Origin of the sequence: Flagellimonas sp. (assembly GCF_965222555.1) — a bacterium.
Classification (GTDB): domain Bacteria; phylum Bacteroidota; class Bacteroidia; order Flavobacteriales; family Flavobacteriaceae; genus Flagellimonas.
Window position 1 is genome coordinate 973,192 of the sequence record NZ_CBDCUG010000005.1, and the last position, 17,485, is coordinate 990,676.

19 protein-coding genes are annotated in these 17,485 nt (G+C 39.6%); 14 read left to right on the plus strand and 5 right to left on the minus strand.

Features of this window, described 5'->3' with window-relative positions:
• The 3 genes from ACOQO1_RS12745 (at position 1) to ACOQO1_RS12755 (ending at position 2,038) form a co-directional block, all read left to right on the plus strand.
• Positions 1-477: a hypothetical protein gene (locus ACOQO1_RS12745; protein ID WP_420603263.1), complete on the plus strand. Its 477-nt coding sequence runs from the start codon at positions 1-3 to the stop codon at positions 475-477.
• Between the two features lie 24 nt (positions 478-501).
• A complete protein-coding gene (locus ACOQO1_RS12750) occupies positions 502-1,236 on the plus strand; it encodes a VIT1/CCC1 transporter family protein (protein ID WP_420603264.1) in 735 nt (244 codons plus the stop codon).
• 103 nt (positions 1,237-1,339) lie between these two features.
• A complete protein-coding gene (locus ACOQO1_RS12755) occupies positions 1,340-2,038 on the plus strand; it encodes a DUF4386 domain-containing protein (protein WP_420603265.1) in 699 nt (232 codons plus the stop codon).
• Positions 2,039-2,041: 3 nt separating this feature from the next.
• Here the strand turns inward: ACOQO1_RS12755 and ACOQO1_RS12760 are convergent, their stop codons facing one another.
• Positions 2,042-2,863 carry a ZIP family metal transporter gene (locus ACOQO1_RS12760; RefSeq protein WP_420603266.1) on the minus strand — a complete coding sequence of 274 codons (822 nt, stop codon included), beginning with the start codon at positions 2,861-2,863 and terminating at the stop codon, positions 2,042-2,044.
• Positions 2,863-3,519, minus strand: a complete 657-nt coding sequence (locus tag ACOQO1_RS12765) for a metal-dependent transcriptional regulator (RefSeq protein WP_420603267.1) — start codon at positions 3,517-3,519, stop codon at positions 2,863-2,865. Before ACOQO1_RS12765 ends, ACOQO1_RS12760 begins: the two co-directional genes overlap by 1 nt.
• Before the next feature lie 79 nt (positions 3,520-3,598).
• On the opposite strand from ACOQO1_RS12765, the gene ACOQO1_RS12770 reads away from it, so the two are divergent.
• A complete protein-coding gene (locus ACOQO1_RS12770; RefSeq protein ID WP_420603268.1) occupies positions 3,599-5,872 on the plus strand; it encodes a TonB-dependent receptor in 2,274 nt (757 codons plus the stop codon).
• 138 nt (positions 5,873-6,010) lie between these two features.
• Complete coding sequence (locus ACOQO1_RS12775; RefSeq protein ID WP_420603269.1) at positions 6,011-6,421, plus strand: hypothetical protein; 411 nt, start codon at positions 6,011-6,013, stop codon at positions 6,419-6,421.
• A 49-nt stretch (positions 6,422-6,470) separates the two neighbouring features.
• Here the strand turns inward: ACOQO1_RS12775 and ACOQO1_RS12780 are convergent, their stop codons facing one another.
• Positions 6,471-6,692: a helix-turn-helix domain-containing protein gene (locus ACOQO1_RS12780; RefSeq protein ID WP_420603270.1), complete on the minus strand. Its 222-nt coding sequence runs from the start codon at positions 6,690-6,692 to the stop codon at positions 6,471-6,473.
• Positions 6,693-6,749: 57 nt separating this feature from the next.
• Between ACOQO1_RS12780 and ACOQO1_RS12785 the strand changes: the two genes are divergently transcribed.
• The gene (locus ACOQO1_RS12785) at positions 6,750-6,929 is read left to right on the plus strand and encodes a SymE family type I addiction module toxin (protein WP_420603271.1); all 180 of its coding nucleotides are present in this window, start codon (positions 6,750-6,752) and stop codon (positions 6,927-6,929) included.
• A 121-nt stretch (positions 6,930-7,050) separates the two neighbouring features.
• Positions 7,051-8,199: a hypothetical protein gene (locus tag ACOQO1_RS12790; protein WP_420603272.1), complete on the plus strand. Its 1,149-nt coding sequence runs from the start codon at positions 7,051-7,053 to the stop codon at positions 8,197-8,199.
• A 1-nt stretch (position 8,200) separates the two neighbouring features.
• On the opposite strand, the gene ACOQO1_RS12795 is transcribed toward ACOQO1_RS12790, so the two are convergent.
• Positions 8,201-9,493, minus strand: coding sequence for an alpha/beta hydrolase family protein (locus ACOQO1_RS12795; RefSeq protein WP_420603273.1), 1,293 nt, complete (start codon positions 9,491-9,493; stop codon positions 8,201-8,203).
• A gap of 130 nt (positions 9,494-9,623) precedes the next feature.
• On the opposite strand from ACOQO1_RS12795, the gene ACOQO1_RS12800 reads away from it, so the two are divergent.
• Entirely contained in the window at positions 9,624-10,529 is a 906-nt protein-coding gene (locus tag ACOQO1_RS12800) for a hypothetical protein (RefSeq protein ID WP_420603274.1), read from the plus strand.
• Between the two features lie 31 nt (positions 10,530-10,560).
• Entirely contained in the window at positions 10,561-11,706 is a 1,146-nt protein-coding gene (locus ACOQO1_RS12805) for a lycopene cyclase family protein (RefSeq protein ID WP_420603275.1), read from the plus strand.
• 163 nt (positions 11,707-11,869) lie between these two features.
• Here the strand turns inward: ACOQO1_RS12805 and ACOQO1_RS12810 are convergent, their stop codons facing one another.
• Entirely contained in the window at positions 11,870-12,853 is a 984-nt protein-coding gene (locus ACOQO1_RS12810) for a polyprenyl synthetase family protein (protein WP_420603276.1), read from the minus strand.
• A 182-nt stretch (positions 12,854-13,035) separates the two neighbouring features.
• Between ACOQO1_RS12810 and ACOQO1_RS12815 the strand changes: the two genes are divergently transcribed.
• From ACOQO1_RS12815 to ACOQO1_RS12835, 5 genes are all read left to right on the plus strand, one after another.
• Complete coding sequence (locus tag ACOQO1_RS12815; protein ID WP_420603277.1) at positions 13,036-13,581, plus strand: RNA polymerase sigma factor; 546 nt, start codon at positions 13,036-13,038, stop codon at positions 13,579-13,581.
• A gap of 5 nt (positions 13,582-13,586) precedes the next feature.
• Complete coding sequence (locus ACOQO1_RS12820) at positions 13,587-14,021, plus strand: hypothetical protein (protein WP_420603278.1); 435 nt, start codon at positions 13,587-13,589, stop codon at positions 14,019-14,021.
• A 215-nt stretch (positions 14,022-14,236) separates the two neighbouring features.
• Positions 14,237-14,842 carry a TetR/AcrR family transcriptional regulator gene (locus tag ACOQO1_RS12825; RefSeq protein WP_420603279.1) on the plus strand — a complete coding sequence of 202 codons (606 nt, stop codon included), beginning with the start codon at positions 14,237-14,239 and terminating at the stop codon, positions 14,840-14,842.
• Complete coding sequence (locus ACOQO1_RS12830; RefSeq protein WP_420603280.1) at positions 14,843-16,240, plus strand: TolC family protein; 1,398 nt, start codon at positions 14,843-14,845, stop codon at positions 16,238-16,240.
• Between the two features lie 22 nt (positions 16,241-16,262).
• Positions 16,263-17,453, plus strand: a complete 1,191-nt coding sequence (locus ACOQO1_RS12835; protein ID WP_420603281.1) for an efflux RND transporter periplasmic adaptor subunit — start codon at positions 16,263-16,265, stop codon at positions 17,451-17,453.
• The last annotated feature ends 32 nt before the right edge of the window (positions 17,454-17,485 follow it).

Below are 17,485 nucleotides of genomic sequence, written 5' to 3' on the forward strand. Positions count from 1 at the left end.
ATGAAAGCCTCCACCATTGCCCAACTTAAAAAAGAACTCCAACATCGTTCTCCGGATGAGCTTTTGAATTTGTGTCTGCGTTTGGGGAGATTTAAAAAGGAAAATAAGGAACTGCTCACCTATCTCCTATTTGAAGCGGGAAACGAATCCGGTTATATTGAAAGTGTAAAGGCGGAGGTTGATGAATGGTTCTTTGAAATCAACACCAACAGTTTTTTCTACATTAAAAAAAGTGTTCGAAAGATATTGCGCAACATCAAAAAATATATCCGCTATTCGGGTAATAAGGAAACTGAAGTGGAGTTATTGCTGTATTTCTGCCAAAAACTTCGCGATTTTAGACCTTCCATCCAAAATAACACGGCCCTTTTCAATCTTTACCAAAGGCAATTGACATTTATCAGCAAAAAATTGGATGTTCTTCACGAAGATTTGCAATACGATTACGGACTTGCTTTGCAAGAGTTGGAGTTTTAACCAATTCCAGGTAAAACCATCAACATGGAAAATAATAATGAAGCTGTACGGCACAACAACATTGGTTTTCTTAAAAAGTTTGAAAAATACCTGGGCGAATTTGTCTATGGAGGTATTGATGGGTGCGTGACCACTTTTGCCGTTGTGGCGGGTTCCGTAGGTGCTGGTTTGGATAGCGCCATCATTATTATTTTGGGTTTTGCCAACCTGTTGGCCGATGGTTTTGCCATGTCAGTCGGAGCTTACCTGTCCACCAAATCCGAAAAGGACAACTACAACAAACACAAGCAAATTGAATATTGGGAGGTGGACAATATTCCGGAAACAGAAAAACAGGAAATCAGAGAAATTTATGAAGCCAAAGGATTTGAAGGTGAGCTTTTGGAACAGGTGGTGGATGTAATCACAAAAGATCGCGATACTTGGGTGGATGTGATGATGAAGGAAGAATTGGTAATGATCGAAGAGGACAAATCTCCTTTTATGATTGGTGGTGTCACCTATGTCTCCTTTATTTTGATTGGATTAATTCCCTTGTCAGTATATGTCTGGGATTATATAAATCCTTTGGAACATAATCTGTTTCTTATCGCTTCCATTCTAACTTCTTTTGGTTTTATTGCTGTGGGTTGGCTAAAGACCTACGTGAACCAAACCAAAGTTTGGAAAGGAATTTTAGAAACCTTACTCCTGGGTGGCATAGCCGCCTTTGTGGCTTATTATGTTGGCGACCTCCTCGAAAAAATCATTGCTGGATAATTTTCCTTTGGCTTTGCCCTCAACTGTGGTTTTGTTGGTGACCTAGGCAACCATTTATTAAAAAGAATCGTCTTTCTTTTACAAACCATATCAATCATTAAACATGGAAGTAAACAAAAAAACTGCTCGCTTGGCCGGGCTTTTGTATTTTTTAGTTGTGGTCATGGGCATATTCAGTCTATTGTATGTCCCTTCAAAACTTATCGTTTGGGACAACCCGGCACAAACGGTGGAGAACATTATAGCTTCGGAGTCTTTATTTCGTTTGGAAATTTTAAGTGGCCTATTGTGTTATCTCTTTTTTCTTTTATTGCCTTTGGTTCTTTACCAATTATTTAAAAATGTCAACAAAAACTTTGCTGTGGTCATGGTGGTGTTGGCAGTGGTGAGCATTCCCATTTCGTTTAGCAACATGACCCATAAATTTGACATTCTTTCTTTGATCAGTGGAGCCGAATATCTCAATGCATACACACCAAATCAGATTCAAACCCAAGTAATGCTTGCCTTGGATTCTTATAATTATGGAAATCTGATAGCGCAAACATTCTGGGGTCTATGGTTGTTCCCTTTCGGTTATTTGGTCTTTAAATCTCGGTTTCTTCCCAAACTTTTAGGTGTGTTTTTAATGGTGGGCAGTATTGGATATTTTCTGGATTTTGTGGGCCGTATTGTATGCTCAGATTTTGGTAGCCTTTGGATTGCTGATTACATAACTATCCCTGCAAGTATAGGTGAAATTGGAACTTGCTTATGGTTGCTGATTATGGGCATAAAAACACCCACAACTAAAAAAGAATAGGTATTAGCCTAGGCCAACATCCAACATCATCATAATGATAAATCCACCGATAAAGCCCATTGTGGCAATGTCGGTGTATTTGTCCCGTTGGGTTTCCGGAATCACTTCTTCCACCACCACAAAGATCATGGCCCCAGCAGCAAAAGACAGCGCATAAGGTAAAATAGGTTCAAAAGTAAGTACGGCCCATGCACCTAATACGGCGGCAATTGGCTCTACCATGGCAGAGGCCTGTCCATACATAAAGCTTTTGGTCCGGCTCAACCCTTGTCTACGCAATGGCATGGCAACCGCAAAACCTTCTGGAAAATTTTGAAGACCAATTCCCAATGCCAATGCAACGGCCCCACCTATGGTGGCTCCATCAAAACCAGCAGCTACACCTCCGAAAAGCACCCCCACTGCCAATCCTTCAGGAATGTTGTGCAATGTAATGGCAAGTGTCAGCAACGTGGTTCTATGCCAAGGTGTTTTTACACCTTCGGCTTCGCTTTCCTTAAAATTGATATGTAAGTGGGGAAGTATTTTGTCCAATCCAAAAATAAATGCCGCGCCCAATAAAAATCCGACTGCCGCCGGTATTACTTTTACAAAACCTTCGCCTTCGCTCATTTCAATTCCGGGTGCCAACAAACTCCAAAAACTGGCAGCTACCATTACTCCTCCGGTAAAGCCCAACATACCATCCAAAACGGCGCGGTTCATTCCTTTGAACAAAAAAACCAGAGCCGCTCCTGCTGCTGTTAGCCCCCAAGTAAACAAGGTGGCATAAAAAGCGGCTAAAATGGGGTTTATACTTTCAAAATATTGAATTACCTGTTCCATTAATCATTCAATTTTACGTAAAGATTAGATGCTATTTGATGTGAAATATGAAGTTCTTTTCCATCCATTTGTATGTGCAGGGATTGATCAAACTCCTCCTTTTCAAGAATTTCAATGGTCTTCCCCAAAGCAATACCGTTTTTGTCCAGAAATTTCAAAAAGGTCGATGAGGTGTCTTTCACCCCAACACAAACACCTTTGGTATTTATTGAAACATCACTCAACAATTGCTTGTCCCGTTCCATAAACTTTCCATCTTTACTTGGAATAGGGTCACCATGCGGGTCATATTTAGGAAAATCCAGAAGCTCATCAATCTTGTCAATCAGTTTTTCACTTTTTATGTGCTCCAATTGCTCAGCAACTTCATGGACCTCATCCCAGGAAAAATCCAATTTTTTTACCAAAAAAACCTCCCATAAACGGTGTTTTCTAATGATGGAAAGCGCTGTTTTCACACCAATATCGGTCAAAGAGACTCCTTGGTACTTTTTATAATGCACCAATCCCTTATCGGCCAATTTCCGGGCCATATCTGTAACCGAAGAAGGCTTTGTTTCCATCTGCTCCGCAATAGCATTGGTCGCAATGAGCGTGGAATCACTCCCTCCTAAATGAAAAATGGTTTTGATGTAATTCTCCTCTGAGCGGGTCATCAAAAAATATTTTCCCAAAAATACATTTTTATTTATAAAAACAAATTTTTAGTTTTGTCTAAAATTAATTTTGCAGAAGTTGAAAAATCATCTGAAATACTTCTTTTTGTTAGCATTGACCCTGACCTTCATCGCTGGAGCCTGGGCACAAGACACTACTATAAAAGGTAAGGTTACCGAAAATGGTCAGCCACTGTCCTATGTCAATGTGCTTTTAAAGGGAACCAAGGTAGGTACAGCCTCCAATTTTGATGGTTTCTACACGTTGAGCAATATTGTACCGGGCGAATATGTCTTGACAGCTTCATCCATTGGGTACATTCCACATAGATCCACAATTGTAGTTCGCCAAGGGGAAACAAAAACGGTCAACATTGAAATGGAAGCCTCTGCGGAGTCCTTAAATGAAACTGTGGTTACCGGAACCCTAAAACCTGTAAGCCGATTGGAAAGTCCGGTGCCTGTGGAAGTATATAAACCTTCTTTCTTAAAAAAGAATCCAACCCCAAGTATTTTTGATGCACTTCAAAACGTGAACGGTGTACGTCCCCAAATCAATTGCAATGTGTGCAACACGGGCGACATCCACATAAATGGTCTGGAAGGGCCTTACACTTTGGTCTTGATAGATGGTATGCCCATTGTAAGTGGTTTGGGAACCGTGTATGGGCTATCCGGTATTCCAAATTCCTTGATAGAGCAAATTGAGATTGTAAAAGGTCCGGCATCTACTTTATATGGAAGCGAAGCCGTTGGTGGTTTGATCAATATCATCACCAAGCACGCTCCCAATGCCCCTGAGTTTTTTGCAGATGGTTTTGTGACCGGTTGGGGCGAATACAATCTGGATGTTGGAAGCAAAATTGAATTGGGCAAGAAAACCGACTTGCTCTTGGGTGTCAACTATTTTAATTTTGACGAGATCGTTGATAACAATGGCGACAACTTTACCGATCTTACCCTTCAAGACCGGATTTCAGTTTTCCAAAAGTGGAATTTTAAACGAGATGATTCCAAGATATTTTCTGTGGCAGGCAGATTCTTTTACGAAGACCGTTGGGGCGGAGAGCTCAATTGGACACCCGAGTTCCGTGGTGGAGATGAAATTTATGGCGAAAGCATTTACACGCGCAGGTGGGAAGTCTTGGGCAAATACCAACTGCCCATCAAAGAAAAAGTAATGCTTTCCCTTTCGTACAACGACCACAATCAGAATTCTGTTTATGGCGATGTGCCTTATTTGGCCGATCAGCGTATCGGTTTTGGGCAGTTGACCTGGGACAAATCCCTTGGCAAGCACGATTTACTTTTTGGGGGTGCCGTACGATACAATTATTACGACGACAACACACCGGCAACCGCATCTGCAGACAACATTTGGATTCCCAGCGTATTTGTACAAGATGAAATTGCATTGGGCGAAAAACATTCGCTGTTAACCGGACTCCGATACGATTATGATAAAAGGCACGGCAATATCTTTACTCCACGGGCCGCTTACAAATGGAAAATCAGCGACCATGATATTTTGCGATTGAACGCCGGAACCGGTTTTAGGGTGGTCAACTTATTTACCGAAGAACATGCTGCTTTGACCGGTGCCAGGGATGTGATCATTGCCAATGCATTGAAACCAGAGCGTTCCGTAAACGTCAATCTTAATTATCTGAAAAAAATCTATAGCGACAATGGCACTTTTATAGGCATTGATGCCTCCGCTTTTTACACCCATTTTTCCAACATTATTTTACCGGATTACGACACTAATCCCAACCAGATTATCTATGATAATTTAGATGGAAAATCAGTTTCACAAGGTGTAAGCGCCAACTTGGATTTTGTGTTGCCCAACGGACTTAAGTTTTTGGTGGGGGCCACCTGGCAGGATGTGAGCAAAACCGAAAATGGAGTTACGGAGCAGCAAATCCTCACCGAAAGTTTTACGGGAACATGGAATGTATCCTATACCTTCCGCTCGTTGGATTTGAGTGTGGACTATACCGGAAACCTTTATGGCCCCATGCGATTGCCTGTTTTGGGTGATTTGGACCCAAGGTCGCCCGATTCCCCTACTTGGAGCATCCAGAATATTCAGTTTACCTATAAAGGGTTAAAAGATTTTGAACTCTACGGAGGTATTAAAAATCTGTTGGACTGGACACCAAACCGAGGCAACCCATTTATCATTGCCAGATCACATGATCCTTTTGATAGGGATGTGCAATTTGACCCTCAAGGAAATGTGGTGGCCACGGCCGACAACCCCTACGCCTTAACTTTTGATCCCAGCTATGTGTATGGCCCCAACCAGGGCATTCGTGGCTTCTTTGGGTTGCGATATACGGTTTTTTAGAACTTCTGCTTTTGTTATTTTTGATACATGGTTAATAATCATATCCACTTTTTTGAGCTAATTTCAGTCAGATGAATAAACTAACAATCCTATTTTTTTTTTGTGTTTCTAATATTAGGTTGTGGAAATAACAATCAGTTGGAAAAACTTAATGGAGTTATGGAGAATTTGAAAAAAGAAAATGATTCTCTTAAAAATATTGTGGAAGAGATTAATGATAAATATGTTTTTGATAGTATAACTATTCGAAATATTCCACATTACGAAAATACCAACAAACTACATTCCGTCTTCAAAACTGAAATTGTCTTTGTCGGTTATAACGGAAATGGAAACACATCTGTAATTATTAAAGATAGTGTTACCAAAACTAGTGGAGTTAAAACCTTCAAAATTGATACATTGAATTTATTAAAGGGTGGATTTTGGCTAGAAAGAAAATTGGATTCCGAAATAAACTATTTCCAAGGCTCGTTGAAAACTGAAAACAAATATGGAAAATCATACGAAGTTCCATTCGCTACAGCAATTGGAATAAGCAAAGACTAGTATCAACAATCCCTATAATTCATCGAAGCTTTTTCATTTTACAGCCCTCCTAAAACCCAAAAAGTTCCGGCAGACTTATCCCTAACCCATCAGCAATTTTAATCAAAGTCAATAAACGCGGGTTGGTTTTTCCATTTTCAATCATATAAAGCTGGGTGCGACCAATACCACAATCCGAAGCAAAGGTTTTCTGGTCAGCATTTTTTTTCTCCCGTAATTTTTTAATTCGGAAACCCAATTCGACCAAATATGTCTCACTTTTCTTGTTCACTATACCGAATATCTAGAAATTATTTTTATCTTGTGTTCGCTATTCCGAACAATCGTATTGAAACCAACAAGAAAACTTAAAATTCATCGAAAATTCCGCCGCCGTGCTTGGGACCATACCACCGTTCCCGAAATCCGTTTGGAGGGCAAGTGGCTGGAAGAACTTGGTTTTGAAAAGGGCAAGACCGTAAAGGTCATTCAAGAAAATAAAGTGTTGGTGTTGATTCTTGAAGATTAAGTACCTTTCTTACATTACAAGGCTCCCTATAATCCCATGTCAAAATTAATTATCTTTAGAAGTACATTGTTCCCAACATATTGAGAATAAGACATATCATCATTCAGAAAATTAACGATCTATGATAAAGAACAGCATCCTTTTTATACTGTTCACAATAGGTTCAACAACCCAACTTATTGCCCAAAACGGTTTTGACTTTTACAATGGCCTACATATGGGAGCTCATAATGTGGGAACAATAGTTGATTCGCTTAAATACACCACGGATGAAACCAATAGAAAACTGCATGTGCATATTTGGTATCCCGCTAAAGCGGACGGCGATAAATTAACCTTGGCCAATTATCTCGACCCTCAAGGAAATCTTGGCCACCAGGAACTTTTGGAAAACCTTTCGATAGGAATTTCAGGCACTCCCAATGCATTTCCAAAAGATAGTCTGGAACTGCTGCTCAATTTCAAAATGAAAGCTTCCAAAAATGCGGTTGCTAAAAACGAACGGTTTCCACTCTTGGTTTGGAGTATGCGCTATGGTACCGTGTCATCTCAAAGCTTGATTTCAGAATATTTGGCCAGCCATGGTTATGTCGTTGCTTATGTTGAGGACCATCCCAACGCTCCCTTTCCTTGGCAATTGCCTTCTGCGGAAGAAAAGGAATCGGCCTTAAACCAGCAAGTCGAGGATGTAAACCATGCCATAGATCATTTAAAAAAACAGCCTAACATAAATTCAAACAGCATAGGAATGTTAACCTGGAGTTATGCCGGAGAATCTGCCATTATGACCCAAATGAACAATGCTGATATAGATTTGGTCGTTGGATTAAGCTCGATTGGGTTTTCATACGGGATCTATTTGGGAAGTGAGCTTCCAAAGAAAATTTCCGTGGGTCAACTTCAAGTTCCCTATCTTATTTTATCTGAAAAAATTGGAACAAACGGAAAAAAAAGAACCCCTCCGGAAATCTTTGATCAGATGCATCCGGGCTCAAGATATGTTTCCTTTAAAAAACTATCCCATGGAAATTTCAATGCCATGGAAGGTATGCTTCCTGGAATTCTGAACACCAACAAAGTTCAAAGTTGGTCAAAGGGAGGCCAATTGGCCAAATTGGGATATGAAACTATTTGCAAAACTGCTCTTTCTTTTATTAATACAGTTTTTCAACAATCCAATTCAGGTTCATTTGACCAGCGGATGATGGAGCTTAGTGAAACTTTGCCCCTGAATTTTATTTCTGTGATCCGTCCTATTGATAGAGAATAAACTATTGCTCCGGCTCAGCATGTAACAATTCCAAACCCGTGGAAGAGCGCGGAACAAACCCCGGCCATATTTCCTTGTTGGAGTCTTCATTGATATCCAAGAATTTGCCATATGGTTTTTCCTTTAAGTGAACACCCAAAAACGCCGTTACAAAATGCTGGTTAATATTATTGATTCGCCTTTGGTCCCAAGAAGGCTCCGCATAGCGGTAATACTCATCAAAATGCAACCCTGGTTCAAGAGATTCCGGCGGCGGTGGATTGGGTGCCACGTTATGGCGTGCATTAACATAGGTCAACAGGTAACGGTCCGCATTTACCGCTCCTTCATAAATGGCCTTTATGCCTTTTTCATACCCGGATACATCATCTTGGCTCCCCGCTACAAAAAGGGTGGGCACTTTTAACCCTTTCAATGTTTCCGTGTCCCAAACACCACGTTCCATACCCCACGGGGCAAAAGCCACCACTGCTTTTATTCTAGCGTCGTGTGATTTTTTAAATTCCTCACTTTGCATTCCGCGAGTGGCCAATGCATTGCTTCCGCCTGTCATCCCCTTAAAGAAATTAATGGCAAATTCACTATAGGCTGCTCCGGCCACATTAAGTACTCCGTATCCACCCATGGAATAGCCAATCACTGCGGTATGTTTAGCATCCAATGTTTTAGACAAAAAGTGTTTGCTTTCTGCCATTTCGTTCACCACAAATAAGATATCCTTGGGTCGGTTCAACAAAGTGCTTTGAAAAGGGGCTGCATCTTTAAAAGTAGATTCGGTATGATCAATGGCCACAACAATATATCCTTTGGAAGCAAGATTTTCGGTAAGGTAGGTCATTATATATCTGGATCCCACATAACCGTGTGAAACCACCACTAAAGGAAATGAACCATTATCCGTAACCGGTGCGGCATCCCTTTTGGCCCTTCCGTGAAAGGTAAAAGGAATCACAGGCCTGTTTGGGTCTCCTGCCGTACCCATAACCTCATCATATGTAATAAGTTCTTCATTCGTTTCCGTGGTTGGGTACCATACCTCTACGGTAAGAGAACGATCATAAAGGGGGTCTTTTCCCTCCTTTGAGTTAAGAATGTCAACTTGTCCCTTGTTTACAAATTGGAGCGTGCGAACTCCAACTGTGTAGTCCCCCCTTGCGGATAGTTCCGGGGCATCCGGTAAAGCATCACCATAAACAAAGGTGCTTTTTGGGGATTGAGCATTTAGTGTTTTGGGTATTCCAAGGCACAGCAACAACAAACTGACCACTATGAAGAAGGTGTTTTGAGTTTTCATGAAGAAAGTGTTTTAGGTTGATTCCCTACAAGATACTCTTTTCCTTAAACTATTGTTAACCCAACTAATTCAATTCCAAACCATTTTGTATTTCTTATTTTTGATTGATGTCCAAAACAGACCATATCAAATGAAAAATTGTGCTTTTTTGTTAATTCCTTTGGTATTCCTGACTAGTTGCGCAGATAAGAAAGTTGTAAATGGACTCACTCCTTACCAAAACCTTTCTATGGTTTCCGATTTTGCCCCAGAGCTGTCCGTAAAGGGCAATACATTCAAAGGTTCTTTCTCCGACGATTTCAATACTTTTTATTTTTTTAGAAAAGTCGACCCCGAAACTGAAAAATATATTCCCTATGTTTCCCATTATTTGGATGGAAAATGGACCGATCCAAAAGTTATAAGCTATTTTGACAAGGACAATTCGTATACCTACCAGTTAAAAATACCGGGGAAAGAACAGTTGGTCTTTATATCCGATAAAAAAATGGAAAAAGACACAGCCCAGAACAAAAGTTCCAATTATAATTTCTGGAGTACCAAAATATTGGAAGCCGGCTTTAGTGAGCCTGAAGCGTTTGGCTATGAAAATCTAATCTACAACTACAATTCGCAACCTTGCGTTTCGGAAGATGGGACTATTTATTTCACCTCGGATGCTTCGGATTGGAGTGCAACATACTCTTATAAAATGGAGGCCATATCCGAAGGATATGCCACCCCTGAACTTTTCCAACCTGTAAACAATTGGAGGAAAAACCAAGATTGGGATGTTTTCGAATTTGCCATGTCTCCTAAAGCGGATTATATGATTATTTGCATTCAAGACAAAACTCAGGACATTGTTTCCACTGACCTTTTTATTTCACATTTAAAGGATGGCAACTGGACTTATCCAAAAAAATTAAATGCTGACATCAATTCTTCGGAAACCGAAAATTTTCCGACCATTACCCAAGATGGAAGCTATCTGATCTTTACCAGAGCTTTTTCTGAATTTAAGATTGTACCTACTTCACAGTTCATGGACAAATAGCAATCTATATTCCATTGCTTATTTTTGGTATATGTCCAACTTTGACTATATCATTATTGGCGCTGGAGCGGCTGGTCTGTTATTGGCCGATGCACTTGGGAACGATGACTTCTTTTCGTCCAGTTCAATCTTGATCATTGATCAGGACAATAAGACCAAAAATGACCGAACTTGGTGTTTTTGGGAAAGCGGAAATGGAAAGTTTGACCATTTGCTCCATAAAAGTTGGCCCATCATTCATTTTGCTGGAAAAGAATTGAATCGTTCTTCCCCAATTGCTCCTTACAGATATAAAATGCTCCGAGGAATTGATTTTTATGACCATTATGTGGAAAAAATCAAAAAGAACCCAAATGTAACATGGGTTAAAGATCGTGTGATCATGGTCGAAGAAAATGGGAAGAAAGTTTTGGTCACATGTCAGAATGGATTTTTTTCAGGGAGAATGGCGTTCGATAGCCGATTTAACCCAGAACCGGTAAGAAAGCAACAAAAATATCCTTTGCTCCAACAGCACTTTATGGGTTGGTTTATAAAAACCGAGAAGCCTGTTTTTAATCCAGAAGAGGCCACATTTATGGATTTTTCCATTCCCCAAAAAGGCAATACCCGCTTTATGTATGTGCTTCCTTTTTCTCAGACGGAAGCGCTTTTGGAGTACACTCTGTTCTCAGAAAACCTTCTGGAAAAGTCGGAATATGAAAATGGCATTCAAGATTATATGGAGCAGAACTTTGGTCGTATCGCTTTTGAAATCACTGATGTAGAACAGGGCACCATTCCCATGACTTGTTATGGGTTTCACAAACACAATTCCAATAGGATCGTACATATTGGGGTAGCTGGCGGATGGGCAAAGCCCAGTACTGGTTTTACCTTTTACAATACCAGCAAAAGGGTGACGACCTTGGTTGACCACCTAAAAAAGAATAAACCTTTCACTGAATTTTATAAAAAGGGGAGATTTTGGTTTTACGATTTGTTGCTATTGGACATTCTCCATCGACAGAATCATTTGGGGCAATCCATATTTGAATCCATGTTCAAAAAAAGAAAACCACAGTTGATCTTAAAGTTCTTGGATGAGGAGACTTCCCTTTGGGAAGATTTGAAGATTATAAGTGCTTGTCCAAAAATGCCTTTTATAAAAGCACTCTTCCAAAGAATGTTCTTATGAATTTAGGATAAGAAAATTTATGTCGGTTTGAGTGATTTTTGCATAAATCGTATCGAAAACAAGTAAATTTTCAATTAAAAAACTTCTAGATACATCCCGAAACAAGTTCGGGATACTCGAAGTGACTTCTGAACTCTTAAGCAGGATTCACGTTTAACTAGCTCTAAACCGTTCTGCCCATAAGATTTTCACCAAACTGTTTTAGCATCAATTTGTTTTGTTCAGGCATATTGATTGCTGACAATGCATCAAATGCTTTTTGGGTATAGGTACTTATTTCCGTCTTTGCTTCTTCCACAGCCCCGCTTTCCTTAAAAATCGACTTCACTGTGGTCACCTTTGCCTCCGGGTCTTCAGGTTTTATGGAATATAAATGTAACAGCCCCTCTTTTTTGCCCTGCCCCGCCAGCTCCAAGGATTTTAGGTAAAGGAAGGTCTTTTTGTTCTCAATGATGTCGCCCCCTACCTGTTTTCCAAAAGTTTTTGGATCGCCAAAAGCATCCAAATAATCATCTTGTAACTGAAAAGCTATGCCCAGGTTTTTTCCAAATTCATAAATAGCTTCTGTATCATCTTCGGAAGCTTTGGCAACAATAGCTCCCATTTTCATGGCCGTGGCCACCAGAACGGCTGTCTTGTATTCAATCATTTTTAAGTACTCCGGAATGGTAACATCATCCCTAGATTCAAAATCCACATCGTATTGTTGTCCTTCACAAACTTCAATAGCTGTTTTACTAAAAAGAGCAGTGAGTTTTTTAAAAACATCCGAAGGATAGCTCTCTAAAAATTGATAGGAATTGATCAACATGGCATCGCCAGATAAAATACCGGTGTTCACGTCCCACTTTTCATGAACGGTGGTTTTTCCCCTTCGCAGCGGCGCATCGTCCATAATATCGTCATGGACCAAGGAAAAATTATGGAATACTTCAATGGCCAAAGCTGCATCCAAGGCATCCGAGGGATTCCCTCCAAACAAATCTGTGGTCATTAAGGTAAGTACGGGACGCAGTCGTTTTCCCCCAAGACCTAAAATATAATTTATGGGTTCATAAAGATTTTTGGGTTCTTTCCCCTTCGTCTTTCCTTCCAAATAAGAAACAAATGTGGTTCGGTATTGGTCAACTGAATTTGAATTCGCCATACGCCAAAAATAAGGTCAATTAATGAAACTGTGGGGCATTTCAACGAGAGTTTATATCAACATATTTTTTGGTTAGGGAACAAAAATTAGCAAGAATTGAAAAAAGTTTGTGCAAAAAACGCAATAGATTTGAAAACGTTCGTCTTTATAATTGAAGACGGCAAATAGTCTTTTTTTGAACGGTGACCAACAAAGAGAATTATAAGAATCTTTCGGCTTTTTTTAATGATGAGTATCATTCGCTCAAGGCTTATGTACATTCTAAAGTTGATGATACCACAGAACGCGATGCCGAAGATATTGTGCAAGATGTTGCCTTGCGCATATTCTCAAGGTCCGATGATTTGTCGCCCATTACCAACATTGCAGGTTTTGTCTATAACTCGGTTAGAAACAAAATCATTGATGTAATGCGGACCAAAAAAGAAAGTGTACACGAAAGCGAGGACATTGACACAAAATGGGCCGAGTTTGCCGAACTATTTTATGGAAGTGCCGATAATTCCTATTCGGAGGATTTAATGAATGATCTGAAAAGAGCAATTCGGCAGTTGAAACCTTCATACCAAGATATCGTTATTGCAATTGATTTTGAAGGTTATTCGTATCGGGAAATCGCAGAACAAACAGGAATATCCCAAGGAACATTAATGTCTAGAAGGCATAGGGCACTGTCCCTTTTATCAAAAAATTTAGAAATCGAAAAAATTAAAATGAATAAAACTTAAGATATATGGAACCAAGTGAAATATACTATGAAAGAAAAGTAGAGAAAAAAGTGAAGAAATATGTAACCAAGGGGTTCAAGATATTCTTCATGATTGTTATGGGCATCCTATTTATATTTTTAATGGGGTTTGTGTTCATGTGGTTATGGAATTGGCTCATGCCCGATATTTTTGGACTTACCACGCTTACCTACTGGCAATCCTTTGGCCTATTATTGTTGGCCAAGATAATTTTTGGTTTTGGCAGCGATTCATCAGGGCCAGGAAGCAAAAAACATAAAAAGCATAAAAAATGGGACCGTTTTTGTGACCCAAAGAACGGAGATTCGGATTGGACATATTATGATCAGTATTGGAAAGAGGAAGGTAAAGAGGCCTTTAACACCTATGTAGAACGTATCAAAAATGAAAAACACAATGGCCCCACAGAAGAAAACTAAAGTTCTACAAAGAATTGAAAAATACGGACGCAGGGCTTTTTTCTGGAATTCAAGCGCAAAAACTACAGTTCAGTCCAATTCAAGTTCCAATATTCGTCAATATAGTATTGATTAGCCTAACGTAATTGAAAGAATAGAGTATTCGTTAAAAAAATGTAAAACTTTGGAAACTTTTTTTGTTTTTAAAGTTTCCAAATCTATTTTTGCCCCCCATTATGCGAGAAAAGATTTTACATAAAGCAACGGAGCTGTTCTTGAATCTAGGATTTAAGAGTGTAACTATGGACGATTTGGCCAATGAGATGGGAATTTCCAAAAAAACAATTTATTCCCATTTTGAGAACAAGACCAAATTGGTGGAAGAAAGTACAATGGATTTGTTCTGGTACATTTCCAATGGTATAGATGAAATTATTGCATTACAAAAAAATCCGATTGAGGAATTGTATGAAATAAAAAAGTTTGTAATGCTGCACCTAAAAAATGAAAAATCATCTCCTCAATACCAATTGCAAAAATATTATCCCAAAATACACGAGACTTTAAAAAAGAAACATTATGAAGTAATGCAGTGTTGTGTATTGGATAATGTAAAACGAGGAATGGAAATGGAAATCTATAGAGACAACCTAAATGCGGAATTTGTATCCCGAATTTATTTTACCGGGGTAACAAGCATTAAGGACAATAACCTCTTTCCAATGCAAATCTTCTCCATGCCCCAACTAATGGACTACTATTTAGAATATCACCTGAGGGGTATTGTAACTCCTAAAGGAAGAAAAATATTGAACTCAATCATCAATTCAAACCAAGAATAAATGCGAACAACCTTAATTAGTTTATTATTGCTATTCTCATGGTTTTCCCAGGCTCAAGAAAGCACAAACAGCTTTAGTCTGGATGAAGCCATTGCATATGCGCTTGAAAACAACTACAGTGCAATAAATGCCAATAGGGATATTGTAGATGCCCAAAAACAAAAATGGGAGACCATTGCAACCGGACTTCCACAGATTTCGGGTGCCATTAGCTATCAAAATCAGTTGAAACAACCTGTCACTCTATTGCCTGCAGCAGCATTTGACAACACTCAAAGTACCATTGATATCGTAAACGATTACTTTGATGCAAATCAGACTAATTTTGATGTTAATCCTCCAGAAGGGTTTATTCCCTTGATATTTGGAACTCAACAATCAGCAACCGCAACAGCTACATTGGAGCAACAGATTTTTGATGGATCATACATTGTGGGGGTGCAGGCAACCAAAGCTTTTCTGAGCTACAGCCAAAACAACAAGGAAAAAACAGATTTGGATATCCGCAAAGCTGTAGTGGAAGCTTATGGAAATGTATTGCTTGCACAAGAAAGTGTATTGATCTCTGAGAACAACAAAGCTACTTTGGAAAAGAATCTTTACGAGACCAAACGCATTTATGAAAATGGTCTTGGGGATGAAGAAAGTGTGGATCAGCTCCAAATTACATTGTCTTCCGTTGAGAACCAATTAAAGAATGCCAAACGGTTAGAGAAGATCACGCTTCAAATGTTGAACTTGACCATGGGACTGCCCATTGAGTCATCTACGGTTTTGACAGAAAATCTGGACGACCTTACACAAAAACAAATTAATCCAGGCCTTTTGGACACAGAGTTCAAAATGGAGAACAATGTGGACTATAAGCTAGCCTTAAATTTAAATGAACAACGCTATTTTGAACATAAACTAGCAAAAAGTAGAGCATTGCCCACCTTAAATGCCTTTGTTAACTACGGAGGGTCTTCGTTTAGTGATAGTTTTAATTTTTTGAGCAGTGGTCAGCAATGGTTTGGATCTTCGGTTATGGGCTTCAACCTTAATGTACCCATTTTTAGTTCTTTAAAAAGAAGTGCGAGCACGCAAAGGGCAAAAATAGCACTTGAAAAAGCAAAGACACAATTGACAGAGGCTGAGGAGCAAATCAGACTACAATTGGAAAGTGCTAAAAGTGACTATATCCTTTCCATTGAAGAATATGGTACCTCTAAGGAAAATTTGAAACTGGCCGAACGCATTGAAAATAAAAATCAAATAAAGTATTCCGAGGGATTGGCCACGAGTTTCGAGCTTAGACAGGCACAAACCCAACTCTACTCAACCCAACAGGAATATTTGCAATCCATGGTCGATGTGATCAACCGTAAAACGGCATTGGAAACCATACTAAATCAATAATCAAAAAGAAAACCATATCATCATGAAAAGAATCATATATATAGTACTCACAGGCGTAATCTTATCTTCTTGCGGAGGTGGGGGCAACAGTTCTGTGGAAGGTGTTATTGCTGGCAATGATTTGCAAGCCATCCGAGCTAAGAGAGCTGAAATTTCGGAACAACAAAAAGCTTTGGAAAAAGATTTGCAATCATTGGATTCTGTAATCGCCTCCCTGGATGACAACGCCAAATTACCTTTGGTAACTACCATTGCGGCCAAAACCGAAAAGTTCAATCACTATTTGGAACTTCAAGGGGATGTAATGACCAAACAAAATGTATTGGTCTATCCAGAAATGGGTGGAACTTTGTACAAAGTCTATGTTAAAGAAGGACAAAAAGTGGCTAAAGGACAAGTGTTAGCTTCCATTGATGATGGAGGTTTGTCCAGTCAATTGGCCCAACTAAAAACCCAAGCTGCATTGGCCAAGACCACGTTTGAACGTCAAAAAAGACTTTGGGAGCAGAACATTGGTTCTGAAATTCAATACCTACAAGCCAAATCCACTTATGAAGCCCAGGAAAGTGCGGTGAAGCAAATGCAAAGTCAGGTTGCAAAGTCTACCATCAGAGCCCCTTTTTCAGGGATTATTGATGATGTAATCAAAGATCAGGGAACTGTGGTAAGTCCCGGACCAGGTTCTGAGGTTTTCCGAATTGTGAACCTATCCAATATGTACATTGAAGTGGAGGTTCCTGAAAGCCATTTGCCCAACGTAACCCCGGGTAAAAATGTTCAGGTATATTTCCCTGTACTCGGAGATAGTGTAATTACCAAAATTCGACAAACTGGAAATTTCATCAACCCAAGTAACAGGTCGTTTACTGCTGAAATTCCAGTTCCCAGTGAAAATGGAAAGGTAAAACCAAACCTTACCGCCAAGGTTATGATCAACGATTACACCAACGATAATGCCATTTTGATTCCACAAAGTATTGTTTCGGAAAATGCAGAAGGCGAACAATATGTGTATTTGGTGGATGCAGATTCCATTTCTTCTGACGCAATTGCCAAAAAGGTGATTATCGAAACTGGGAAAACCCAAGGTGATTATGTTGAAGTGCTGTCCGGAATTAACAACGGAGACGGCATTATTGATGAAGGGGCCCGAAGTGTGAAAGAGGGGCAAAAAGTTAGGATCAAGAATGGTGATCAAGGCCATGGAGAATAGTCAACAGAAAAATCTGTAGTGTAAACCATCAA